At 70.3% G+C, this 21,374-nt stretch carries 23 protein-coding genes and 2 rRNA genes; 8 read left to right on the top strand and 17 right to left on the bottom strand.

All coding sequences use genetic code 11. The features are described 5' to 3' along the window. Nucleotides 1–9 precede the first annotated feature (9 nt). On the bottom strand, nt 10–744 hold the full coding sequence (locus AC0NZN_RS02920) for an NYN domain-containing protein (RefSeq protein ID WP_474590776.1): 735 nt from the start codon (nt 742–744) through the stop codon (nt 10–12). A 23-nt stretch (nt 745–767) separates the two neighbouring features. On the opposite strand from AC0NZN_RS02920, the gene AC0NZN_RS02915 reads away from it, so the two are divergent. Then, nucleotides 768–980, top strand: a complete 213-nt coding sequence (locus AC0NZN_RS02915) for an FAD-dependent oxidoreductase (RefSeq protein ID WP_474590775.1) — start codon at nt 768–770, stop codon at nt 978–980. After that, the gene (locus AC0NZN_RS02910; RefSeq protein WP_474590774.1) at nt 977–1,894 is read left to right on the top strand and encodes a geranylgeranyl reductase family protein; all 918 of its coding nucleotides are present in this window, start codon (nt 977–979) and stop codon (nt 1,892–1,894) included. Before AC0NZN_RS02915 ends, AC0NZN_RS02910 begins: the two co-directional genes overlap by 4 nt. Before the next feature lie 12 nt (nt 1,895–1,906). Here the strand turns inward: AC0NZN_RS02910 and AC0NZN_RS02905 are convergent, their stop codons facing one another. Continuing rightward, complete coding sequence (locus AC0NZN_RS02905) at nt 1,907–2,410, bottom strand: carboxymuconolactone decarboxylase family protein (protein WP_474590773.1); 504 nt, start codon at nt 2,408–2,410, stop codon at nt 1,907–1,909. A gap of 55 nt (nt 2,411–2,465) precedes the next feature. Here AC0NZN_RS02905 and pdxR point away from each other — a divergent pair, with 55 nt between their 5' ends. Beyond that, on the top strand, nt 2,466–3,890 hold the full coding sequence (pdxR, locus tag AC0NZN_RS02900) for a MocR-like pyridoxine biosynthesis transcription factor PdxR (RefSeq protein ID WP_474590772.1): 1,425 nt from the start codon (nt 2,466–2,468) through the stop codon (nt 3,888–3,890). Here pdxR and AC0NZN_RS02895 read toward each other — a convergent pair. Further along, entirely contained in the window at nt 3,873–4,175 is a 303-nt protein-coding gene (locus tag AC0NZN_RS02895; RefSeq protein WP_474590771.1) for a hypothetical protein, read from the bottom strand. The two genes, pdxR and AC0NZN_RS02895, sit on opposite strands and share 18 nt — an antisense overlap. Before the next feature lie 17 nt (nt 4,176–4,192). After that, nucleotides 4,193–4,624 carry an Hsp20/alpha crystallin family protein gene (locus AC0NZN_RS02890; RefSeq protein ID WP_474590770.1) on the bottom strand — a complete coding sequence of 144 codons (432 nt, stop codon included), beginning with the start codon at nt 4,622–4,624 and terminating at the stop codon, nt 4,193–4,195. 137 nt (nt 4,625–4,761) lie between these two features. On the opposite strand from AC0NZN_RS02890, the gene AC0NZN_RS02885 reads away from it, so the two are divergent. Next, nucleotides 4,762–5,049: a MerR family transcriptional regulator gene (locus tag AC0NZN_RS02885; protein ID WP_474590769.1), complete on the top strand. Its 288-nt coding sequence runs from the start codon at nt 4,762–4,764 to the stop codon at nt 5,047–5,049. Between the two features lie 8 nt (nt 5,050–5,057). On the opposite strand, the gene AC0NZN_RS02880 is transcribed toward AC0NZN_RS02885, so the two are convergent. Beyond that, complete coding sequence (locus tag AC0NZN_RS02880) at nt 5,058–5,708, bottom strand: M15 family metallopeptidase (protein ID WP_474590768.1); 651 nt, start codon at nt 5,706–5,708, stop codon at nt 5,058–5,060. Nucleotides 5,709–5,794: 86 nt separating this feature from the next. Between AC0NZN_RS02880 and AC0NZN_RS02875 the strand changes: the two genes are divergently transcribed. Beyond that, nucleotides 5,795–6,466: a response regulator transcription factor gene (locus tag AC0NZN_RS02875; protein WP_474590767.1), complete on the top strand. Its 672-nt coding sequence runs from the start codon at nt 5,795–5,797 to the stop codon at nt 6,464–6,466. After that, the gene (locus tag AC0NZN_RS02870; protein ID WP_474590766.1) at nt 6,463–7,566 is read left to right on the top strand and encodes a sensor histidine kinase; all 1,104 of its coding nucleotides are present in this window, start codon (nt 6,463–6,465) and stop codon (nt 7,564–7,566) included. Before AC0NZN_RS02875 ends, AC0NZN_RS02870 begins: the two co-directional genes overlap by 4 nt. On the opposite strand, the gene AC0NZN_RS02865 is transcribed toward AC0NZN_RS02870, so the two are convergent. Both AC0NZN_RS02865 and AC0NZN_RS02860 read right to left on the bottom strand, forming a co-directional pair. After that, nucleotides 7,545–7,937, bottom strand: coding sequence for a nitroreductase family deazaflavin-dependent oxidoreductase (locus AC0NZN_RS02865; RefSeq protein WP_474590765.1), 393 nt, complete (start codon nt 7,935–7,937; stop codon nt 7,545–7,547). The genes AC0NZN_RS02870 and AC0NZN_RS02865 overlap by 22 nt on opposite strands. A gap of 36 nt (nt 7,938–7,973) precedes the next feature. Continuing rightward, a complete protein-coding gene (locus AC0NZN_RS02860) occupies nt 7,974–9,056 on the bottom strand; it encodes a DNA glycosylase AlkZ-like family protein (protein WP_474590764.1) in 1,083 nt (360 codons plus the stop codon). 138 nt (nt 9,057–9,194) lie between these two features. Here AC0NZN_RS02860 and AC0NZN_RS02855 point away from each other — a divergent pair, with 138 nt between their 5' ends. Next, on the top strand, nt 9,195–10,223 hold the full coding sequence (locus AC0NZN_RS02855) for an LLM class flavin-dependent oxidoreductase (RefSeq protein WP_474590763.1): 1,029 nt from the start codon (nt 9,195–9,197) through the stop codon (nt 10,221–10,223). Here the strand turns inward: AC0NZN_RS02855 and AC0NZN_RS02850 are convergent, their stop codons facing one another. From AC0NZN_RS02850 to AC0NZN_RS02815, 8 genes are all read right to left on the bottom strand, one after another. Further along, nucleotides 10,224–11,174, bottom strand: coding sequence for a squalene cyclase (locus AC0NZN_RS02850; RefSeq protein ID WP_474590762.1), 951 nt, complete (start codon nt 11,172–11,174; stop codon nt 10,224–10,226). A 30-nt stretch (nt 11,175–11,204) separates the two neighbouring features. Beyond that, nucleotides 11,205–12,884 (bottom strand): thiol reductant ABC exporter subunit CydC, encoded by a 1,680-nt coding sequence (cydC, locus tag AC0NZN_RS02845; protein WP_474590761.1) that lies wholly within the window; start codon nt 12,882–12,884, stop codon nt 11,205–11,207. Nucleotides 12,885–12,937: 53 nt separating this feature from the next. Then, a complete protein-coding gene (gene cydD / locus AC0NZN_RS02840) occupies nt 12,938–14,593 on the bottom strand; it encodes a thiol reductant ABC exporter subunit CydD (protein WP_474591253.1) in 1,656 nt (551 codons plus the stop codon). After that, nucleotides 14,590–15,624 carry a cytochrome d ubiquinol oxidase subunit II gene (cydB, locus tag AC0NZN_RS02835; RefSeq protein WP_474590760.1) on the bottom strand — a complete coding sequence of 345 codons (1,035 nt, stop codon included), beginning with the start codon at nt 15,622–15,624 and terminating at the stop codon, nt 14,590–14,592. Before cydB ends, cydD begins: the two co-directional genes overlap by 4 nt. A gap of 9 nt (nt 15,625–15,633) precedes the next feature. Continuing rightward, nucleotides 15,634–17,067: a cytochrome ubiquinol oxidase subunit I gene (locus AC0NZN_RS02830; protein WP_474590759.1), complete on the bottom strand. Its 1,434-nt coding sequence runs from the start codon at nt 17,065–17,067 to the stop codon at nt 15,634–15,636. An 89-nt stretch (nt 17,068–17,156) separates the two neighbouring features. Continuing rightward, nucleotides 17,157–17,768, bottom strand: coding sequence for an ArsR family transcriptional regulator (locus tag AC0NZN_RS02825; RefSeq protein ID WP_474590758.1), 612 nt, complete (start codon nt 17,766–17,768; stop codon nt 17,157–17,159). Between the two features lie 43 nt (nt 17,769–17,811). Beyond that, nucleotides 17,812–18,849 carry an HAD-IIA family hydrolase gene (locus tag AC0NZN_RS02820; protein ID WP_474590757.1) on the bottom strand — a complete coding sequence of 346 codons (1,038 nt, stop codon included), beginning with the start codon at nt 18,847–18,849 and terminating at the stop codon, nt 17,812–17,814. Next, entirely contained in the window at nt 18,849–19,655 is an 807-nt protein-coding gene (locus AC0NZN_RS02815) for a hypothetical protein (RefSeq protein ID WP_474590756.1), read from the bottom strand. The genes AC0NZN_RS02820 and AC0NZN_RS02815 overlap by 1 nt, the downstream gene beginning before the upstream one ends. Nucleotides 19,656–19,841: 186 nt before the next feature. Between AC0NZN_RS02815 and AC0NZN_RS02810 the strand changes: the two genes are divergently transcribed. Continuing rightward, nucleotides 19,842–20,885, top strand: coding sequence for a hypothetical protein (locus AC0NZN_RS02810; protein WP_474590755.1), 1,044 nt, complete (start codon nt 19,842–19,844; stop codon nt 20,883–20,885). Nucleotides 20,886–21,024: 139 nt separating this feature from the next. Here AC0NZN_RS02810 and rrf read toward each other — a convergent pair. Further along, a 5S ribosomal RNA gene (gene rrf, locus AC0NZN_RS02805) occupies nt 21,025–21,141 on the bottom strand. 110 nt (nt 21,142–21,251) lie between these two features. After that, nucleotides 21,252–21,374 (bottom strand): 23S ribosomal RNA (locus tag AC0NZN_RS02800); the annotation flags it as partial.

Here is a 21,374-nt window from a genome sequence, read left to right as displayed (position 1 = left end):
CTACGCGGGCTACTTCTTCTTCTTGAGCTGCAGGCGGATGCCGCCCGGCTTCGGCTCCATCGTGAACAGTCCGATCGCCTTGACCAGGTCGGAGAGCTTCGCGTAGCCCCAGTTGCGCGAGTCGAAGTCGGGCTGCTGCTTGCGCATGAGCTGGCCGACCGCTCCGAGATTCGCCCATCCGTCGTCGTCCGAGGCCGAGTCGACCGCCTTGCGCAGCGCCGACGCCAGCTTCGCGTCACCACGCAGCTTCGCGGGCGGCACGCGCGTCGAGGGAGCCGTCGCGGTGTCCTCGACCTCCGGCTCCTCGACCTCGAGCACCTCGAGGAACGTGAACTTGTCGCACGCGTTGCGGAACGCATCCGGCGTCTTGCGCTCGCCGAACCCGTACACGGTCACGCCGTCCTCCCGGATGCGCGAGGCCAGCCGCGTGAAGTCGCTGTCCGAGGAGACGATGCAGAAGCCTTGGAACCGACCTGTGTACAGCAGGTCCATCGCATCGATGATGAGCGCACTGTCGGTGGCGTTCTTGCCCGTCGTGTTGTCGAACTGCTGGATCGGCTGGATGACGTGCTCGGCCGCGGCATCCTTCCATCCGCGCAGCTGCGTCTTCGTCCAGTCGCCGTACACGCGTTTGACGGATGCCGTGCCGTACTGCGCGAGCTCGGCCAGCACGGCACCGATCCGGGCGGGCGACACGTTGTCGGCGTCGATCAGGACGGCCAGGAGGTCGTTGGGCTGCGCCATGCGCCACACACTAACGTGAAGCGGTGACTTCCGTGTCGGGTGAGTGGGACGTGATCGTGGTCGGCGGCGGACCCGCCGGCTCCACGGCCGCCCGTATCGCGGCGGCCGAGGGTGCGCGGACGCTCATCATCGACCGGGCGACCTTCCCGCGTTACAAGACCTGCGGCGGGGGCTCATCGGCGCGAGCCTCGCGCTCCTGCCGCCCGCGGCGACCGAGACGATCGAGCAGCGGGTGAACGAGGTCGTGCTCACCCTCCGGGGCTCGAACCCGGTGCGCGTGGCGCGGGATGCGCCGTTCCTCGCGATGACCCGCCGCGAGACGTTCGACGCCGCGCTCCTCGCGGAGGCGCAGACCGCGGGAGCCGTCTTCGTCGGCGGGGTCGCGCTTCGCGAGCTCATCGCAGAGGATGCCGGCATCCGGCTCGTCACGACGGACGGCGAGGCCATCGCGACCTGCGTCATCGGAGCCGACGGGGCCGGTGGCAGAGTCGGGCGCTACATCGGGGTGGTCCCGGAGCGCATCGACCTGGGTCTCGAGGACGAGGTCGCCGCCTCCGGCGAGAGGGCGACGCTCCTCGACTGGGGGCCCGGAGCGGGCAGCTACGCCTGGACCTTTCCGAAGACCGGGATCGACACGGTCGGAGTCATCGAGGCGAAGGGCCATGCCGACCGCACCCGCGCGTACCTCGCCCGATGGCGGGCGCAGCAGGCGGATCCGGATGCGGCGCTCGTGCACTCCAGCGGTCACCTGACCCAATGGCGCCGGCCCGATTCGCCGCTGCGACGGGGGCCTGTGCTCGTCGCCGGCGACGCCGCGGGGCTACTGGAGCCGTGGACGCGCGAGGGAATCTCGTTCGCGCTGCGCTCGGGCAATCTTGCAGGGCGCGCGGCCGCGGCGTTCGTCGCGTCGGGCGACGAACGCTATCTCGATTCCTATGCGGCGGGCGTCGAGGAGACGCTGGTTCCGGATATGAGAGTCGGGGCACTGCTGCTCGCCGTGTTCGAGAAGCATCCGCGGCTCATCCACCGTGCCTTCCGGCATTCGCGGGCGGCGCGCCGGTTCTTCGTCGACTTCTGCGACGGGACGCGCAGTCTCGCCGACCTCGGCGAGAGGCGGTGGCTCATGCGCGGCCTCCGCCTCCTCGCCTGAGTCGGACCCGGTTCAGGCCTCCACGAGCACCTTCTCCGCAGCGGGGCGCCAGCAGCGAGCCGCGACCCCGATGGCGTTCCAGGCGTTGATGCTCACGAGCAGCGTGAGGATCGCGGCGGCCTCGCCCTCCGTCCAGACCTCCCGCAGCTCGGAGACGACGGCATCCGGCACGTGCGTCTCGGCCAACCGGGCGACGGAGTCGGCGAGCGCGAAGGCGGTGCGCTCTTTCGCCGTGAAGAAGGTCGCCTCCTCCCAGACGGCGACGGCGGCGATGCGCTGGAACGACTCCGCCGCGTCACGTGCGGCCCGTGAGTGCAGGTCGACGCAGTACGAGCAGCCGTTCAGCTGCGATGTGCGCAGGCGCAGCAGTTCCACGAGACCGGTCGGGATGCCGGCAGCCTCCACTTCGGCCATGGCGGCGTCGTCGAGCGCGCTCACGGCGCGCGAGAAGGCGGGGACGAGGCCGTCGACGTCGAGGCGGCGGGCGGGGCGGATGACGGTGTCTGTCGTGTTCATGACACCCACACTACGAACCGATTGTCCTGGGTTGCAGTCCAATAGTGTGGCTGTCATGTGGGCCAATTCAGGTCTCGATCTGCACGTCGACCTCGACCCGGTGCGGAAGACGGACTCGCTGGAGCGCGCGCTCCGCGACGCCATCCGCGACGGACTCCTCACGCCCGGAATGCGGATGCCGCCCAGCCGCAGTCTCGCGGGAGACCTCGGGATCTCGCGCAACAGCGTCGCCGAAGTGTACGGTCGGCTGACCAGCGAGGGGTGGCTGGAGGCGCGAATCGGGGCGGGCACGTGGGTCGGTTCCGTGCCCACCCCGTCCCCAGCGGCCGCGGCGTCTGCGCATGCCGCCCCGCCCCGGGCGGCCATGCGACTCGACCTTCGCCCCGGCATTCCGGATGCGACGGCGTTCCCCCTGGTGGCGTGGGCCGCCGCATCCCGTCGCGCACTCGCGGCCACCCCGTCCTCCGGTTTCGGCTATGGCGATCCGGCGGGCGCTGCGCCGCTGCGTGAGGCCCTGGCATCGTACGTGTCGCGGGCCCGCGGAGTCACGGCGACAGCGGGCGCTGTGCACGTGGCGCACGGATTCGGGCACCTGCTGTCGCTCGTCGCGGGCGCACTCGTCGACCGCGGCGCGCGGACCATCGGGGTCGAGGAGTACGGCCACGCTCTGCACCGTGAGATCCTCCGTTCCACCGGGCTCGAGATCGTTCCGATCCCGGTCGACGGAGAGGGCGCCGATCCTTCGGCGCTCGATGGGTGGGCTGTGGATGCCGTGCTCCTCACCCCGGCGCACCAGTTCCCGACCGGTGCGGTGCTGTCCCCTGCGCGGCGGACGGTGTTCGCGGAGTGGGCGCGCGCGACGGGCGGCGTGATCATCGAGGACGACTACGACGGCGAGTTCCGCTACGACCGTCGAGCGGTCGGCGCGCTGCAAGCCCTCGCGCCCGAGCGGATCGTCTACGCGGGCACCGCGAGCAAGGCGCTCACACCGGCTCTCGGTCTCGCGTGGGGTGTCCTGCCCCCGGATCTCGTCGAGGCCGTGGCCGCCCGCGCGCGCCTCTCCGGCGCGGCGGCCGACGTTCTGTCACAGCTCACGCTCGCCGAGTTCCTGCGGAGAGGCGACTACGACCGGGCCGTCCGCTCATCGCGGGCACGCTATCGTGCTCGCCGCGAGCGGCTCGGCGAACTCGTCTCCGACCGGCTGCCCGGCGCCCGCCTGGGCGATGCCCAGGCGGGCCTGCAGTGCGTGGTGGAGCTTCCGTCCGGCGTGTCGGAGCAGGCGGTGACGGATGCCGCGGCATCCCGCTCTCTCGCTCTCGAGGGTCTCGACTCCTACGGAGTCGGCGACTCCCCCGGCCGAGCGCCGACGATGGTCATCGGGTTCGGGGCGCCGCCGCCGCACCTGTTCGAGGATGCGGCGGCGGCCGCCGTCTGGGCCGTGCTGGAGGCCGGACGCGGCGCGTCAGGCCCCCTGACCTGAGGGCGTCCGGCGCTCCGCCGGAGGCGATCTCTGCCGTGCCCATGCGGGCACGCCGGTGCTGTCGGCGCGGCTCACTCTGGACGGCGTCCGACCCCACGTCTGCAGGTCGGTCGGCGATCTGAACAGCTCGCCCCCGCAGGGCCGGGTCTGCCGAGCCGGACGCCAGCCGGCGGACACGATCGCTTCGAACTCCGTCGCCAGCAGCTCTTCGTCATCGCAGATGACGTCGTAGAACCGCGCCTCGAGAGCCTCGTGTTCGAGTGGAGCGGCAGGTGTGGCACTCATGGGTGCTCCTCCCGCTCTCAGGCGTTGATCGCCTGCTGCGGCGACTCGTTGTTCGTGATGGCGATCTTCCGCGGCTTGGCCCTCTCGGCCACGGGGATCTGGAGGGCGAGCACACCGGCCTCGTAGGTGGCGCTGATGTGATCGGTGTCCAGATTGTCGCCCAGAACCAGCTGGCGGCTGAACACACCGCGGGGCCGTTCGGCCGCGATCAGCTCGACGTCGCTCGCCCGGTGGGAGCGCTCCGCCTTGACCGTGATCACGTTCCGTTCGACGTCCAGGTCGATCGAGCCCGGATCAACGCCGGGAAGGTCGAATTCGACATGGAATGTGTCATGCTCTCGCCACGCGTCCATCGGCATCGCCGCCGGGCGGGCCATCGTGCCATCGGCACCGAAGACCTGCTGGGTGAGCCGGTCCAGCTCTCGGAACGGGTCAGTGCGCATCAACATCGTTCCACCTCCGTCTTGTCTGTTCTGTTGATGCTGGAGTGACGATCATCGGGATCTGTATCACTCGCTATAGATTTCTTTTACCACTTGTGAGATGGTGATGCAAGAGGATCGTGAGGATTCCTGGAGGACACTCCGTGAGCGATGCACAGCCGGATCCCGACAGGGGCGTGTACGGCATCTCAGTCGCTGCCGAGCTCGCCGGCACCGGCGTCCAGAACCTGCGCGCCTACGAGGCGCGCGGGCTCCTTCTGCCCGCGCGCTCCGAGGGCGGCACGCGCCGATACAGCGCGAACGATCTGATCACGCTGCGACGCATCGGCGACCTGCTGGCCGCCGGCCTCAACCTCGCCGGCATCGCCATGGTCCTTCCGCTGCAGGACGAGAACGCGCGCCTGCGCGCCAAGAGGGATGAGGCGAGGTAGCCGTCCCCTCACTCGGAGGCGTCCCGGCGCATCGGCGGACACACTCCACCCGGCGTCGTCGCTCGCTCGAAGTGCCAGCGCTCGTTGGCGTACGTCTCACAGAGCCCGTACGCCGCCCCATGGGCGTGCAGCCACAGCTGCGCAGAGACCGGGGCGACATCGACGGCCCTCCCTGTGACGTGCGCGGAGTTGTCGGGCGACGCGACGTAGCGACCGGCGATCTCGGCGCTGCCGTAGGTCCGCATCGCCTGCTCGAAGAGCCAGCGCTGGTATGGGATGCTGCGCCACCCGCTCGCGATGCGGATCTCGATGCCGTCCTTGCGTGCAGCGGCGTCCGCGGCTCTCAGCGCCGACAGCAGCGCCGGGTCCAGCCGCGTGATCGCCGGCAGCGACACATCGTCGGGCGACGCGGGCGCATCCTCGGGGATCACCCCGTCCGAGGTCCGCGGTTCCGCCAGGTGCGAGGGCGCACGCGGCGATGCGGGCGCAGGCGGCGATGCGGCGCCGACGACGGGCGCGGCGGACGACGAGGAAGGCACCGCGAAAGCCGCGACACCGATGATGAGAACCGCGAGCGCGGCCACGACGACACCGACCCCGGCGAGGCGACGGGACCGGACATCGTCGGGCGGGGCGGCAGGGGAGTTCGGAGCTGGCATGCCCTCAGTCCAGTGGGGCGCCTGTTGCCCCACCGTATGCCGAGGCGCATACGTCGGCGATATGCGGCCCCGCCTACCATGAGGGCATGCGTGTGCTGATCGTCGAGGACGAGCTCTACCTCGCCGAAGCGATCCGCGACGGGCTGCGTCTGGAGGCGATCGCCGCCGACACGGCCGGAGAGGGCGACACCGCGCTGGAGCTCCTCGCGATCAACGACTACGACGTGGTCGTGCTCGACCGCGACATCCCCGGCCCGAACGGCGACGAGATCGCGCTGCAGCTGTCCGCGCGTCCGGAGGGCCCCCGCATCCTGATGCTCACGGCGGCCGACCGGCTTGACGACAAGGCATCCGGATTCGAGAGCGGCGCCGACGACTACCTGACGAAGCCGTTCGCGCTCCGCGAGCTCGTCATGAGGTTGCGGGCGCTCGCGCGCCGGCCCGCGGCCGGTGCCCCGCCGACGGTGGAGTCCGCCGGCATCCGTCTCGATCCCTTCCGACGGGAGGTGTACCGCGACGGGCGATACGTGCCACTCACCCGCAAGCAGTTCGCGGTGCTGGAGGTGCTGATCGCCGCCGACGGCGGCGTGGTGAGCGCGGAGCAGCTCCTCGCCCGGGCATGGGACGAGAACGCGGACCCCTTCACGAACGCCGTGCGCATCACGATCTCCACCCTGCGCAAGCGGCTCGGCGAGCCGTGGGTGATCCAGACGGTTCCGGGCGTCGGCTATCGCATCGGCGAGGCGGGGATGCCGTGACGAGCGCGCCGCGGCGGCCCGGCGCATCCGTCCGCGTCAAACTCGCCCTCAGCTACGCGGCGATCGTCCTCGTCGCCGGCGTCGCGATGTTCGCGGTCGGATTCCTGCTGCTGCGCTACGTCCCGCCGGGAAACCTCACCATCCCGAGCGGGTACGTCCCGAACCGCAACGACCTCATGGCGGTGTACGTCAAGTACGTCTGGTGGGCCCTGACGCTGCTCGGAGTGCTCGGCGTCGTGGGTGGCTGGCTTCTCGCTGGGCGGATGCTGCGCCCCCTCGACCGCATCGCCGACGCCGCCCGTCGGGTGCGCGACGGCGACCTCGGCCACCGCATCGCGCTGCCCGGTCGCCGCGACGAGCTGACGGATCTCGCCGACGCCTTCGACGACATGGTCGCCCGCGTCCAGCACACCGTCGACGAACAGCGTCGGTTCGCCGCCAACGCCTCACACGAGCTGCGCACGCCCCTGGCGGTCATCCGCACGATGCTCGAGGTGGCCCAGGCGGCGCCCGAGCAGCAGGACATGGATGCGCTGCTGCGCCGCATCGACGAGATGAACGAGCGCTCCATCACGCTGACGGAGGCGCTGCTCACCCTGGCGAACGTCGAGCAGCGGCCCCTCGAGCGACGCGAGGTCGACCTCGCCGACATCGCAGCCGATGCCATCGACACCGTGCGCACCGACGGCACGCGCATCCGTGTCGATGCGGAGCTCGCGCCCGCGACGACGACCGGGGATGCGGCGCTCCTCACGCAGCTCGCAGTGAACCTGCTCGGCAATGCGATCGTCCACAACGACCGGGACGGCGGCTTCGTGCGCGTCACTACCGCACCCACCCGGGACGGCGCCGAGCTCGTCGTCCTCAACAGCGGCGCGCGGCTCGACCCCGCCACGGTGGCGACGTTCACCGAGCCGTTCGTCCGGGGCGCCGGGCGCACCCGCAGCAGCCCCGGGGGCGTCGGGCTCGGGCTCGCCATCGTGGCATCGATCGTCCGGGCGCACGGCGGCCGGCTCGAGCTGGCGGCGCGGGATGAGGGCGGACTGCGCGTGCGCGTCGTGATCCCCGCCCGGTCAGGTCAGACCGTCGTCACCTCCTGAAGGACGATGGCTCCCGGCATCCGCTTCACGACCGGCCGGAACGGAGCCTTCGCAAGCGCCGTCGCCTCGACCGCATCGATGATGCGCGGCTTCGTCGTGTGCACCGTCCGCCCCTTCCACGTGAGGTCGACTCCGCCTGCGGCGACGACGTTGCGCGCCCAGTTGGTCCCGCGTCCCCACGGCAGCCCGATGAGGATGCGGCCGCGGCTCCGCGAGGGCACGACGGCGATCGGCGTCCGGTACGCCGTGCCGCTGCTCCGGCCACGATGATTCACGACCGCGTAGAGGGGGAACCACCGCTTCCCGCTCATCGCGAGCGCGACCGGCTCGAACGACTTCTGGAGCTTGCGGGAGAACGAGGATTTCGCCATGTCTCCAGCATGCGCGCTTTGCAGACGGCGCGGGGGTCAGGCCATGCCAGTCACGGGAAGGCCGAGCCACTCTCCCAGGTCCGCGATCTCGGCGCGCACCATGTCGTGCTCTTCGGGCTCCCACGGCAGGAACTCGTGCACCGCGTTGACCCGGAACACCTCCTGCTTGCGGTCGACCTCGGCGTCCAGCATCCCGATGAATCGGTCGCCGAGCAGGATCGGGTGCGCGAAGAAGCCGTACCGGCGCTGCGGCTTCGGCTTGAACTGCTCGAGCACGTAGGTGAACTCGAAGAGCTCCTCGAGCCGTCGCCGGTCGAACAGCAGGCTGTCGTACGGATTGAGGAAGGCGACGCGCCCGCCGGAGTCCGCGTCGAGCGCGGCGAGCGCCTCCGGATCCACGCGCCACTTCACGCTGCTGCCCTCGACGACGACGGCTTCGCCCGTCGTCTTGCCGACGCCGGTCCAGTACCAGTGCGGCCGCCCGACGCCCGCGGCCTGCAGGCTCCGCTCCTCGAGCAGCCGGGTCGCCTCCTCCGCGCTGTACTCGGGCAGGTCCGTCGGATACACGCGCTCGGCGAGGTCCCACCTCTTGTGGCGTCCCTCGCGGCCGACGACGGCGACCTCGCCGCGCCGCGAGAGGAAGTCGAGCATCGTCGGCACCTGGTTCGAGCCCGACCACCCGTCGGGCGCCCGGCTCACCTGCGCGGTGTCGGGGATGTCGCTCGCCAGCAGCGGGCCGTCGGCGCGGAGCCTCGCGATCACGTCCTTCCGGAAGCGGTCGTTCGCCTCGAGCCATTGCTTCGTGCTCTCGCGCTTCGGCCACGCACGCATCCCCGGGAGCATGAAGGGAAGGAGGCTGATCGGGCGAAACGCGCCGTCCAGCTCGAACAGCTGGCGGTCGATCTCGGCAGCCTTCTGCAACTGACCCGCCTCATACGACCACCCGATGCGCGACCACAGCACGGTGTGCTCGCAGGGCGCGATCGTCGCAGTCGGATCGATCTTCACGTAGCCGAGCTGCTCGGCCACCTCGACGACGTCGCCGGGCCGATCGGCGTCGAGCAGCTGGGCGCGGACGGTGATGCGGCGGGCGTCATCGCGGGTGAGCCGGTGGGTCACGAATCGAGCGTATGACGGATGCGGCGGCCTGAGGCTCTGGCTCTGCATCCGATCCGGCACATCGGCAGGAGCACGACGAGCAATCCACCAGCGTCCATTCACCGGAATACACCTCCGGCGGATAGGGTTGGACCCGTCATGCAGCGCTTCGGAACCCTCTCGTTCGGCCACTACGGTCCCCTCGGCGGAGGCCGCGAGCTCACCGCGCGCGACTCGCTCCACCAGGCGATCGACCTCGCGCAGGGCATGGACGATCTCGGGGTCAACGGCGTCTACTTCCGCGTGCACCACTTCGCCCGCCAGCAGTCCTCCCCCATGACGCTGCTCGCCGCCATCGCGGCCCGCACCGAGCGCATCGAGATGGGCACCGGCGTCATCGACATGCGCTACGAGAACCCGCTGTACCTCGCCGAGGAGGCGGCATCTGTCGACCTCATCAGCGACGGCCGGCTCGCCCTCGGCGTCAGCCGCGGCTCACCCGAAACCGTCATCCGCGGCTACGAGGCCTTCGGCTACACCGGATCGCAGGATCCGCGCGGTGCCGACATCGCCCGCGAGCACTTCGCGACCTTCCTCGACGCGATCGACGGCAAGGGGCTCGCCGAGCGCGACTCCACGAGCGCGTTCGGCGCGGGTGCGCGCGGGATGCAGCGCATCGAGCCGCACTCCCCCGGCCTGCGCTCGCGCATCTGGTGGGGCGCGGGCAACCGCGACAGCGCCGAGTGGGCCGGCCGCGTCGGCGTGAACCTCATGTCGTCAACACTCCTGACCGAGGATCGCGGCATCCCCTTCGACGAGCTCCAGGCGCAGCAGATCGACGCGTTCCGAGCGGCGTGGAAGGATGCCGGACACCCCGGCGAGCCGCGCACGTCGGTGAGCCGCAGCGTCTTCCCGATCACGACAGCGCAGGATGCGATGTACTTCGGACGCGCCGACAGCGAGGGCGTGGGCTACATCGACGGGATGCGGTCGACCTTCGGCAAGACGTACGCTGCGGAACCCGACGTCCTCGTGGAGCAGCTTCTGGATGACGCGGCGATCCGCTCCGCGGATACGCTCATGCTGACCATCCCGAGCCAGCTCGGCGTCGAGTACAACCTCCACATCGTCGAGTCGTTCGCTACGCACGTGGCTCCGGCGCTCGGGTGGCGGAGCACCAAGGTCTGATCAGGCGGCCGGGGAGTCGTCCCACCTGCGCAGGGCACGCATCGCCGAGAAGGTGACCCACTTCGACGGCTCGCCCGGCGGAACATCGACGGCGAACCACTCCCTTCCCGGATAGTGGGTGTCCTGCAGCCAGGTGCCGTCCGGCTGCCGCTTCGCGCGCACGGCCTCGACAGCGGCGGCCATCCGCGGGTCGGGCGCGACGGCGTCGAACTCGTCCGCCTCCTGGAAGTAGTCGATCGCACGCAGGGCGGTGTAGCGCCAGCGGGTGGGGTACGCGTACGCGGTCACCCACCGCCCGACGATCGCACCGGTCGACAGCCTGTTCAGGAGCCGCCGCCGCAGCAGGTACTCCTGCGCTGCGAGCCGCGCCTCGCGCAGCTGCGGTGAGCCCCCGGTCGCCTTCTCGTAGGCGAGGATGCCGATGAGGGCATTGAGCGTCGAGTGGAACGACGAGACGGTCGACCCGTCGACCCAGTCGCAGTTCCATCCCCCGTCATCCATCCGGTGCTCGAGGAACCACGCGGCGATCCCCGAGACGTCCGCTCCGAGCCACGCGCCGTTCGCGATCGTCCACCCGTTGATGCAGCAGTCGACCTCACCGCCCCAGTACGGCAGGTCCTCGTACTCCCACCGACTGTTGCGGTCGAGGCGCTCCGCGGTGTCGCCGAGGTCTGCGGCATCCACTCCCCACTCGCGCAGAGACTTGAGGCTCCAGGTCGTGGCCGTCCAGGGCTGGCCTTCCTCGCCGTCGCGGAAGTCCGCCGGGAAGAAGGCACCTCCCGCCCATTGGCCGTCCGGGTCCTGCAGTGCGAGCAGTCGCGCCCCGAGACCCTCCGTCGCCACCCGCGCCCGGGTCGCCTGCCACACCTCCTCGGGCTCATCGGCCAGGTCGCGCTCGACCTGCCACCGCAGGGCCGCGTCGGAGTCCCGCATCCATTCGATGACGTCCATGCAGGCAACGGTACGCGCGAGCGGCGACACTCACCGGGCCGGTACGAAGCGCCCGTCCTCGAGGCGCACGGTTCGATCGACGAGGCGCGCGGGAACCTCGACGTGCGACACGAGCACCACGGTGCGACCCGACGCCGCCGAGAGCAGATCCGTGAGGAGGGCATCGGATGCGGCGGGGTCGACGCCCGCCGTCGGCTCGTCGAACACGACGACGGGGAAGTCTGCGAGCAGGGCCCGGGCGAGCGCGATCCGCTGCGCCTGGCCACCGGAGACGGCGACACCGCGGTCGCCGACGAGAGCGTCGAGCCCGCCGCGATCCTGTGCCCAGGCGTCGAGGCCGACGCGCGAGAGCACGGCCCACAGGTCGTCGTCGGTCGAGGCGTCGCGGGCGAACAGCAGGTTCTGCCGGATCGACTCGTCGAAGAGGTACGGCGTCTGCTCGCACAGTCCGATCGCGAGCCGCACGTCCTCGCCCGCGAGCGTGCGCGCCTCGACCCCGCCGATCGTGTACGAGCCGGCGTAGTCGAGGAAGCGCACGAGCACGTGGGCCAGCGTCGTCTTGCCCGCTCCGCTCGGACCGGTCACGAGCAGGCGCTCGCCGGCCCGCACCTCGAGGTCGACTCGGCGAAGGGGCGGCGCCTCATCCATGCGCGGCCATCGGGCGCTGACGTCCCGGAGCACCAGAGCCGAACCGATCGCCGGCGGGATGCCGGTCGCCGCAGGCTCGTCGTGCGGAAGCTCGACGGGAACCTCCGCCGGGACGTCGTCGGCGATGCGCTCCGCGGCTGCGCGCACCTCCCGCCACGAGGCGAGCGCCAGCGGCAGCGGCCCGAACACCTCGAAGACCGCCAACGGCAGCAGCACGACGACGGCGAGTGCGGGCCCCGTGAATCCGCCCTCTCCGACGTGCGGCGCGGCGACAACGAGCGCGAGCAGAGACGCGAGCCCCGCCATCGCGGAGACGGCTCCGGCGGTGAGGCCCTGTGCCGTCGCGCGGCGGACCGTCGCCGCGCGCAGGGCGGTGTCGGCATCCCGGATGCGTCGGGCCGCCGCATCCGTCGCACCATACGCGAGGAGCACGTCGAGGGAGGTGAGCTCGTCCATCAGGGCGCCCGCGAGCCGCGAGCGCAGGGGCGCCAGCGTGCGCTCGGCGCGGGCGCCCGCTGCCCAGCCGACCCAGACGGCGAGGGCGAACGCCGCGGCCAGGCATGCCGCGAGCGCGAAGGCCGCGGGCGGCGACAGGAACGCGACGAACACCACACTGGCGGCGCTCGCGAGCCCCGCGACGGCGACCGGCTGCACGACCCGCAGGGGGAGGTTCTGCAGCGCATCGACATCGTCGACGAGGTTCGACTGCAGTGCGCCCTGGCCTGCCCTGACCCCGTCGGGGGCGAGGGGGATCAGCTGGCGCACGAGCCCCGCGCGCACCTCCGCGAGCTGGTTGAGCGTCGCGTCATGCCCGGTGAGCCGCTCGAGATAGCGGAAGGTCCCCCGCGACAGCGCGAATGCGCGGACGGCGACGATCACGGCGGAGACGAACACGAGTCCGGGCTGCTCCGCGGCGCGGGCGATGAGCCACGCACTGGCCGCGAGCAGCGCGATCGAGCTCGCCGCGGTGCCGAAGCCGGTGAGCAGCGCGGGCCAGAAGCGGCGGAGGGGCGGCTGCGCCGAGCGCAGCACCTCCCGCGTGCGCGGGTCGATCGGGACCATGCGGCGCGAGGCTCCGGTTCGAGCGTCGGCGGATGGAGAAGACGTGGGAGGACTCACGAGGCCACCCCCACGCGTGTCGGCGGCATCCGCACGACGTCGTCGGCGATGGCTCTCGCAGACGTGCGATGCGAGACGAGCAGTACGCCCGCCCCCTCGTCGGCGACGGCGCGGAGCGTCTGCCACAGTCGCGCCTCCGTCTCGGCGTCAAGCGCGCTTGACGGTTCGTCGAGCACGAGCACACGGGCTGACGTCGAACGCAGCCGGTACAGCGCCCGCGCGACGGCGACGCGCTGCGCCTGTCCGCCGGAGAGACCGGCGCCGCCGACACCCAGCTGTCGGGCGAGAGGGATGCCGTCTGCCTGCGCATCACGCAGGCACTGCTCTGCGCGCCCCTCGTCCGGCCGCTCCGCGCCGAGAGCGACGTTCTCCAGCACGGTGCCCTCGATGAGGCCGGGCCGCTGCCCGCTCCACGCGATCGCATCGCGTGCCGTGCGGCCGCTCGCGGCCTCGATCGTGCCGGTGTGCTCGACGAAGCCGAGCAGCGCCGCGAGCACCGACGACTTGCCCGCGCCGCTCGGTCCCTCGAGCAGGACGATCCGCCCCGGGGTCACGGTCAGAGCGACGGGGCCGATGGCATGCGGCCCACGCTGCACCTCGAGGTCCCGCACCGCGAGCAGCACGCCCTCGGCGGCCTGCTGGAGCGCCGTCGGGGCGGTGCGAGGCGCCTCCGCCCCGAGCACATCGAAGATCGCATCCGTCGCGGCGACCCCCTCCGACGCCGCATGGAACTGCACGCCGACCTGACGCAGCGGCAGATAGGCCTCGGGCGCGAGCAGCAGCACGAAGAGCCCGATCGTGAGGTCGAGCTGGCCGTCGAGCAGCCGAAGGCCGATGGCGACCGCCACGATCGCGACCGAGATGCTCCCGAGGAACTCCAGCGCGAAGCCCGACAGGAACGACACCCGCAGGACGCCCATCGTGTCGCGCGCGTACCGCCGCGTGACCTCCTCGATGGATGCCGCGGCCCTCCGCTCCCGGCCGAAGACCTTGAGCGTGCCAAGCCCGCGGACGGTGTCCGCGAACCGGACGGCCAGGTGCTGGAGCGACGCGAACTGCCGGCGCTGCACCCCGCGGGTCGCGAGTCCGATCAGCACCATGAAGATCGGGATGAGAGGGAGCGTCAGCACGACGATGAGCCCGGAGACGGGATCCGTGACGGCGATCGCGACGACGATGACCGGCATCGCGATCACGGTCGCCACGAGTTGCGGCAGGTACCGGCCGAAGTAGGCGTCGAGCGCCTCCAGGCCGTGTCCGGCCGTGACGGCGAGGGCCGCTGCGTTGCGCTGGGCGAGCCAGCCCGGGCCGAGCCGGCGCACGGCATCCATGAGCGCCGCGCGCAGCTGCAGCGAGGCCTGCGCCGCGCCGCGCGCTCCGACGCGCTCGGCGACTGCGACGAGCGCGCCGCGCAGCACGACGAGCACGAGCGCGCCGCCGACGAGCGGCCACAGCGAGTCCACCGCCGCGCCGTGGATCGCGCCCACGAGGGCCTGCGTGAGCAGCCACGCGAACCCGATGATGATCGCGGTCTGGCAGACGGTGATCGCGCCGGATGCGACGAGGAACCACCGCGCTGCCGAGGCCTGCTTCAGCAGCCGCGGATCGACGGGACCCCGGATCCGTCCTGGAGGGGTGACCGCCGCGCTCAGTGCGCCTCCGCGGCCGCGGCCTTCTCGATGCGCGTGCGCGACACCCGGCGCCGGAACACCCAGTAGGTCCAGCCCTGATAGGCCAGAGCGAGCGGCAGGAAGACGAGCGCCGCCCACGACATGATCGTCAGCGTGTACGGCGTGCTCGACGCGTTGGCGATCGTCAGGCTGTGGCCGATCTCCGTCGATGACGGCATGACGTACGGGAAGAGCGCCGTCCACAGCGTCAGCACGGCGAAGACGACCGTGACCGCTCCCCCGCCGAACGCCGCACCCTCGCGGCCGCGCAGATTCGCCAGCACCGAGACGATGAGCGCGACCGCGGCGATCGCGGCGCACGCGACCGTGAGTCCGATGAGCGGAGCGCCCTTGCCCGCCGCCATGACGGTGGTCCACAGCAGGAACAGCGCCGCGACGACGACCGTGATGATCCCGGAGCGCGTCGCGAGCCGGCGCGCCTTCTCACGGACCTCGCCGTCCGTCTTCAGAGCGACGAAGTACACGCCGTGCGTGAAGAACAGGAGCAGCGTCGTCAGCCCCCCGAGCAGCGCATAGGGGTTCAGAAGCGTCAGCAGCGAGCCGGTGAAATTGTGCCCGGCATCCATCGGCACCCCCTGCACGATGTTCGCGAAGGCGACACCCCACAGCAGGGCCGGAACGGCCGAGCCGACGACGATCATCGTGTCGAACCCCGCCTTCCAGCGCAACGAGTCGCGCTGATGCCGGTACTCGAACGAGACGCCGCGCAGGATGAGCGCCAGCAGGATGAGCAGCAGTGCGAGGTAGAACCCGCTGAACAGCGTCGCGTACCACTCCGGGAAAGCCGCGAACAGGCACGCGCCCGCGACGATGACCCAGGTTTCGTTGAGGTCCCACACGGGACCGATGGTGTTGATGATCTGCCGCCGGCCGATGTCGTCCTTCGCGAGGAAGGGCAGCGACATCCCGACGCCGAAGTCGAACCCGTCGAGCACGAAGTATCCGACGAACAGCACGCCGACGATCCAGAACCAGAGGTGAGCGAGGTCCATGGCGTTCTCCTAGTACACCGTCGTGGGCGTGTCTTCGAGGGCGGGCTCGGAGGGATGCCGATCCCCTGCCGCCGGCACGGGGGCCGGCCCCTTGCGCACCGTGCGGAAGATGAGGCCGAACTCGACCACGGCGAGCGCGGCGTAGATGGCAGTGAACGCGAGCAGTGAGACCAGCACCTGCCACCCCGGCACGTTCGGCGAGACCCCGTGCTGCGTGAGCATGAGGCTGAACACGATCCACGGCTGGCGACCCATCTCGGTGAAGATCCAGCCGACGAGGCAGGCGAGCAGCGGCAGCAGCGCCGACCAGATGGCGATGGTCCACGCCCAGCGCGGCACCGGGCGCTTCGCGCTCTTGCGCGTGAGCCACAGTCCCACGACCGAGATCAGCGCGGCGAGGGCGCCGAGGCCGATCATCCACCGGAACGCCCAGTAGGTGATCCAGATGATCGGCGTGAAGTCGTCGATCCCGAAGCTCGCGAACTTCGTCTGGTACAGCGCGTTGAGGTCGTTGATGCCCTCGACGCAGCCGTTGAAGGAGTGCGTGGACAGCAGCGACAGCAGATAAGGAACGCGGATCGAGAAGATCTCGCTGGTGCCGTCCGGCGTGCCCAGGGAGAAGACCGAGAAGGATGCATTGGCCCCGCACGCCGAGTTGTACAGCGCCTCGGCGGCCGCCATCTTCATGGGCTGTGTCGCGACCATCTGCAGGCCGAGTTGATCGCCGGCGATGAAGACGCCGACGAACGCGACGATCATGCCCCACAGGCCGAAGCGCAGCGCCGGCCGCATGATGTCGAGGTGCTGGCCGCGCTTGAGGTGCCACGCCGCCGCCGCGATGACGACGGCGGCCGCGAACATGAAGGCCGCGAACATCGTGTGCGGGAAGGTCGCGAGCGCGACGCGGTTCGTCAGCACGGCCCAGAAGTCGACGAGCTCGGCGCGCGCCCCGTCGGGCGCCATCCTGTAGCCGACGGGATTCTGCATCCACGCGTTCGCAGCCAGGATGAAGTACGCCGAGAGGGTCGCACCGATCCACGCGATCCAGATCGTCGCGAGGTGCGCGAGGCGCGGCAGCTTGTCCCAGCCGAAGATCCACAGGCCGAGGAAGGTCGCCTCGATGAAGAAGGCGAGCAGGCCCTCGAACGCCAGCGGCGCGCCGAAGACGTCGCCGACGAAGCGCGAGTAGTCCGACCAGTTCATGCCGAACTGGAACTCCTGCACGATGCCGGTGACGACGCCCATGGCGAAGTTGATGAGGAAGATCTGCCCGAAGAATCGCGTCAGCTGGAGCCAGCGGACGTGTCCTGTTCGGTACCACGCCGTCTGGAAGAGGGCGACCACGAGCCCCATGCCGATGGTGAGCGGCACGAAGATGAAGTGGTACAGCGTCGTCAGCCCGAACTGCCACCGCGCGAGGATGAGCGGGTCGAGAAGGTCCATGGACAGCGCCTCCGTTCGCGAAGGTCCTCTCGTCACTCACGGTACACAGGGCCGCGGACGTCGGCGGGACCAAGGACCGTGAATAAACGTCAACGGCGCATGGCGAGCTGCACGATGCACTCGGACGGGTCGCAGGCGGGCAGCATCCCGTCGACCACGAGCGGCCCGCCGGCCTCCGTGAGCACGCCCTGCATGAGCCCGAGGTGCACGGAGCACAGCCGCTCGCGCCGGTCTGGCTGGATCGACACGTACGTGCACGGCGTGAGGTCGACCGTCAGCGCGTCCTCGTCGACGAGCGGGTCGAAGCCCCCGGCGTCGAGGTCGGCCACGAGGGCGTCGAGCTGGTGGAGCACGACGTCCGGCAGCGCGCCGGCATCGGAGTCCGGGATGACCCGGCGCATGAGGTCGCCCCTCGCGGCCGCCGCGCGAACCCGGTCGCGAGCGACGGCGCTGGATGCGGCGTCCTCCCCGGTCGCCGCGCTGTACAGCACGCGCGGGCGCCCGCGGGTGGTGCGGTGCTCGGTCGCCGCGACGACGTACCCGGCGTCGGCGAGGCGCTGCAAGTGCTCGCGGACCGTGTTGGCGTGCAGACCGGTCTCGTCGCACAGCTCCGCGATGGTCCTCTCGGGACGGTCCTGCAGAGCGTGCAGGATCGTCACCCGCGAAGAGCTGGAGATCGCGCTGAAGCCGGGCCGCGCCATGCATCCATCCTCGCAGACGGCACCCGCGCGCCCGACGCGCGTATCAGGACGTGAGGAAGGGGTCTGCGTAGAGCCGCTCCGGCACGCGGAACCCGAAGATCGCGCGGCCGGAGTTCCAGATCGCGGCGGCCCCCGCACGCACGAGGTCGATCGGGTCGTCCCCCTCGGCGTCGATCACGAGGTCGGCGCCGTCGATACGGACGCTCGCTCGACCGACGGTGACCGTGTCGCCTTTGATGCGCGTTGCCGGATACGGCTCGTCGAGGCCACGGAGGTCGCGGAGGATGTACGTCGGCCGTGAGTCGGGCGGCGCCGCAAGGAGATGCTTGGGCCGGTCGATCCCGGTCAGCACGAACGCTGACGGGATGCCGGCTCGCTGCGAGCCCAGGATGTCCGTGTCGAGGCGGTCACCGATGAAGAGTGGATGCTGCGCCCCGAACCGCGCGACCGCCTCCTCGAAGATCGGCGTCTCGGGCTTGCCGGCGACAGTCGCCAGTCGGCCGACGGCGGTGTGCACGGCGGACACGAGCGTCCCGTTGCCGGGAGCGATGCCGCGCTCCTGGGGGATCGTCCAGTCGGTGTTCGTGGCGATCCACGGAATGCCGCCCTCGTCCATCGGGGTGTTCAGGGCGAAGGCCGCCTCGGCCAGCTGGGTCCAGCCGACCTCCGGAGCGAAGCCCTGCACGACGGCGGCGGGAGAATCCTCGGCTGATCGCGTGACCGTGAACCCCGCCTTCTGGAGTTCGTCGACGAGTCCCGCTCCGCCGACGACGAGCACGGTGGATGCGGCGGGGACCATTCCCGACAGGAGCCGCACCGCGGCCTGGGGACTCGTGACGATGTCGGTCGGCTGCGTGCTCTCGAGACCGAGGTCGCGCAGGTGCGCCGCGACCGACGCATCCGTGCGCGACGCATTGTTGGTGATGAAGCCGAGTCGGCGGGTCCGGGCAGCGGCGTTGAGACTCTCGACCGCGTGCGGGAGAGCACCCGGTCCTGCATAGACCACGCCGTCGAGGTCGGCGAGCACGGTGTCGACACCGTCGAGTGGGGTCCGCTCCTTCTCGCGACCGAACAGACCCATCAGTGGGCGTCCTCCTCGGCCCGCTCCTCCGGCTCGTCCGCGCTCTCGAGCTCGTCGCCCGTCGGCGGGAACTCGGCCTCGTCCACACCATCCGCCCCGGCGTCATCATCCGGCTCGCTGTCGTCGAAGTCGTCGAGCACGTCCCCGTCGTCCGCGGCCTCGGCGTCGACCTCCGCGGCATCGATCTCCGCGGCATCGTCGTCGACGTCGTCCTCTTCGAGCTCCTCGACGTCGTCCTCTTCGAGCTCCTCGACGTAGACGACCTCGTCCATGCCCTCCTCGAAACCGGCTGCGTCGTCGAGCGCTTCGGCGGCGATCATCGCGCGGCGCTGCCACTCTGCGGCTTCTTCGGTGCGGCCCAGTTCCTCGAGCACTCCGGCGCGAGCGGCGAACAGAGCCGGGCTCCACTCGTGCGCATGGTTCGGGTCGAGCTCGGGGATGTCGAGCTCGATGAGCGCGCGCTCGATCTCGCCGAGGTCGAGGCGTGCACCCGAGAGCGCGATCGCAAGTTCGACTCGGACAGGGGCGGGCAGTGCGGAGCGGTCGACAGTGCGCCCCTCCTCGAGGGCACGATCAGGTCGACCGATGCCCCGCTCGCTGTCGACGATCAGTGCGATCTGATCGTCGCTGCCGGAGATCCGGCGGTACGTGCGCAGCTCACGAAGCGCGAGTGCGTAGTCGCCGAGCGCGTACGCCGTGATCGCCACCGTCTCACGTACGACCGCGACGCGGCCGGCGCGCCGGCTGGCGGCGAGTGCGTGCTCGTGTGCTTGAGCGGGGTCCTCGTCGATCAGACGTGCGGCCATCGCGAGGTGGCGAGCAGTCGCCTCGGCGTTCTCCTTGCTCAGAGTCTTCAGCTCGTTGCGCGCCGCGGGATTCAGATCGCGTGCGGTGATCTCCTCGGGTAGCTCGGGGTCCGGGATGCGACGCTCCGAATCCTGCGGCGGACGCGATTGCCGATCCGACCGTCCGTCATACGACCGATTCTCTCGGTGCGCGGGACGGTCACCGTATGGCTTCCGGTCGTGCTGCGGACGATCCCCGTACGGCTTGCGGTCCTGCTGCGGGCGGTCACCATAGGAACGACGCTCACCCTGCGGGCGATCACCGTACGGCTTGCGGTCCTGCTGCGGACGGTCACCATACGGCTTGCGGTCCTGCTGCGGACGGTCACCATACGGACGACGCTCACCCTGCGGGCGATCACCGTACGGCTTGCGGTCCTGCTGCGGACGATCCCCATACGAACGACGCTCACCGTGCGGGCGATCCCCGTACGGCTTGCGGTCCTGCTGCGGACGGTCACCGTACGGACGACGCTCACCCTGCGGACGACGCTCACCCTGCGGACGATCCCCGTACGGACGACGCTCACCCTGCGGACGATCCCCATACGAACGACGCTCACCCTGCGGGCGATCCCCGTACGGCTTGCGGTCCTGCTGCGGGCGGTCACCATAGGAACGACGCTCACCGTGCGGGCGATCCCCGTACGGCTTGCGGTCCTGCTGCGGACGGTCACCATACGGCTTGCGGTCCTGCTGCGGGCGGTCCCCGTACGGACGACGCTCGTCCTGCGGACGATCCCCGTACGGACGACGCTCACCCTGCGGACGATCCCCATACGAACGACGCTCGCCCTGCGGACGATCACCGTACGGCTTGCGGTCCTGCTGCGGACGATCCCCATACGAACGACGCTCGCCCTGCGGACGATCACCGTACGGCTTGCGGTCCTGCTGCGGACGATCCCCATAGGAACGACGCTCGCCCTGCGGGCGATCACCGTACGGCTTGCGGTCCTGCTGCGGACGATCCCCATACGGACGACGCTCGCCCTGCGGACGATCACCGTACGGCTTGTGGTCCTGCTGCGGGCCGTCACCATACGGACGACGGTCACCACGATCATCAGCGGGACGGCGGTCGTAGCCTCCGCGATCGCCAGAACGATCGCTCCGCTGGGCGGAGTCCCCGCGGTCGCGGCTCGAACTGTAGCCCCGGTCGCTGTCACGCTTCGCGCGGCGGTCGCCTGAGTCAGCAGAGGAGTAGCGCGGCTTCCTCGGGCGCTCCGTCGCGTCGCGTCCCTCGTTCTGGTCAGCCATGCCGGCCCCTCTCATTGACTCGTAAACGAAAAATGGCCACCCATCGATGGGTGGCCATTTTTCGGAAGAAGTCCGGCGGTGTCCTACTCTCCCACAGGGTCCCCCCTGCAGTACCATCGGCGCTGAGAGGCTTAGCTTCCGGGTTCGGAATGTGACCGGGCGTTTCCCTCTCGCTATGGCCGCCGAAACACTATTGATGTTTCACACATTCACAACATAGAAAGTTTTGTGTTGTGTTCTCGGTGTTCGTACATCGAGAACCACTCAGTGGACGCGAGCATCAAGCTCAAAAAGGGTGTTATCAAGTCATCGGCTTATTAGTACCGGTCAGCTGCACGCATTGCTGCGCTTCCACATCCGGCCTATCAACCCAGTAGTCTGGCTGGGAGCCTCTCACCCGAAGGTATGGAAGTCTCATCT

The sequence above is a fragment of the Microbacterium sp. sgz311019 genome, assembly GCF_056135325.1.
This window is presented reverse-complemented; position numbering and strand designations above follow the sequence as displayed.

What these genes read in the sequence shown, in the direction of transcription:
- AC0NZN_RS02920 (WP_474590776.1), bottom strand. Translation starts at nt 744, where the DNA reads ATGGCGCAGCCCAACGACCTCCTGGCCGTCCTGATCGACGCCGACAAC.
- AC0NZN_RS02905 (WP_474590773.1), bottom strand. Translation starts at nt 2,410, where the DNA reads ATGAACACGACAGACACCGTCATCCGCCCCGCCCGCCGCCTCGACGTC.
- pdxR (WP_474590772.1), top strand. Translation starts at nt 2,466, where the DNA reads ATGTGGGCCAATTCAGGTCTCGATCTGCACGTCGACCTCGACCCGGTG.
- AC0NZN_RS02895 (WP_474590771.1), bottom strand. Translation starts at nt 4,175, where the DNA reads ATGAGTGCCACACCTGCCGCTCCACTCGAACACGAGGCTCTCGAGGCG.
- AC0NZN_RS02890 (WP_474590770.1), bottom strand. Translation starts at nt 4,624, where the DNA reads ATGTTGATGCGCACTGACCCGTTCCGAGAGCTGGACCGGCTCACCCAG.
- AC0NZN_RS02880 (WP_474590768.1), bottom strand. Translation starts at nt 5,708, where the DNA reads ATGCCAGCTCCGAACTCCCCTGCCGCCCCGCCCGACGATGTCCGGTCC.
- AC0NZN_RS02875 (WP_474590767.1), top strand. Translation starts at nt 5,795, where the DNA reads ATGCGTGTGCTGATCGTCGAGGACGAGCTCTACCTCGCCGAAGCGATC.
- AC0NZN_RS02865 (WP_474590765.1), bottom strand. Translation starts at nt 7,937, where the DNA reads ATGGCGAAATCCTCGTTCTCCCGCAAGCTCCAGAAGTCGTTCGAGCCG.
- AC0NZN_RS02855 (WP_474590763.1), top strand. Translation starts at nt 9,195, where the DNA reads ATGCAGCGCTTCGGAACCCTCTCGTTCGGCCACTACGGTCCCCTCGGC.
- AC0NZN_RS02850 (WP_474590762.1), bottom strand. Translation starts at nt 11,174, where the DNA reads ATGGACGTCATCGAATGGATGCGGGACTCCGACGCGGCCCTGCGGTGG.
- cydC (WP_474590761.1), bottom strand. Translation starts at nt 12,884, where the DNA reads ATGGTCCCGATCGACCCGCGCACGCGGGAGGTGCTGCGCTCGGCGCAG.
- cydB (WP_474590760.1), bottom strand. Translation starts at nt 15,624, where the DNA reads ATGGACCTCGCTCACCTCTGGTTCTGGATCGTCGGCGTGCTGTTCGTC.
- AC0NZN_RS02830 (WP_474590759.1), bottom strand. Translation starts at nt 17,067, where the DNA reads ATGGACCTTCTCGACCCGCTCATCCTCGCGCGGTGGCAGTTCGGGCTG.
- AC0NZN_RS02825 (WP_474590758.1), bottom strand. Translation starts at nt 17,768, where the DNA reads ATGGCGCGGCCCGGCTTCAGCGCGATCTCCAGCTCTTCGCGGGTGACG.
- AC0NZN_RS02820 (WP_474590757.1), bottom strand. Translation starts at nt 18,849, where the DNA reads ATGGGTCTGTTCGGTCGCGAGAAGGAGCGGACCCCACTCGACGGTGTC.
- AC0NZN_RS02815 (WP_474590756.1), bottom strand. Translation starts at nt 19,655, where the DNA reads ATGGCCGCACGTCTGATCGACGAGGACCCCGCTCAAGCACACGAGCAC.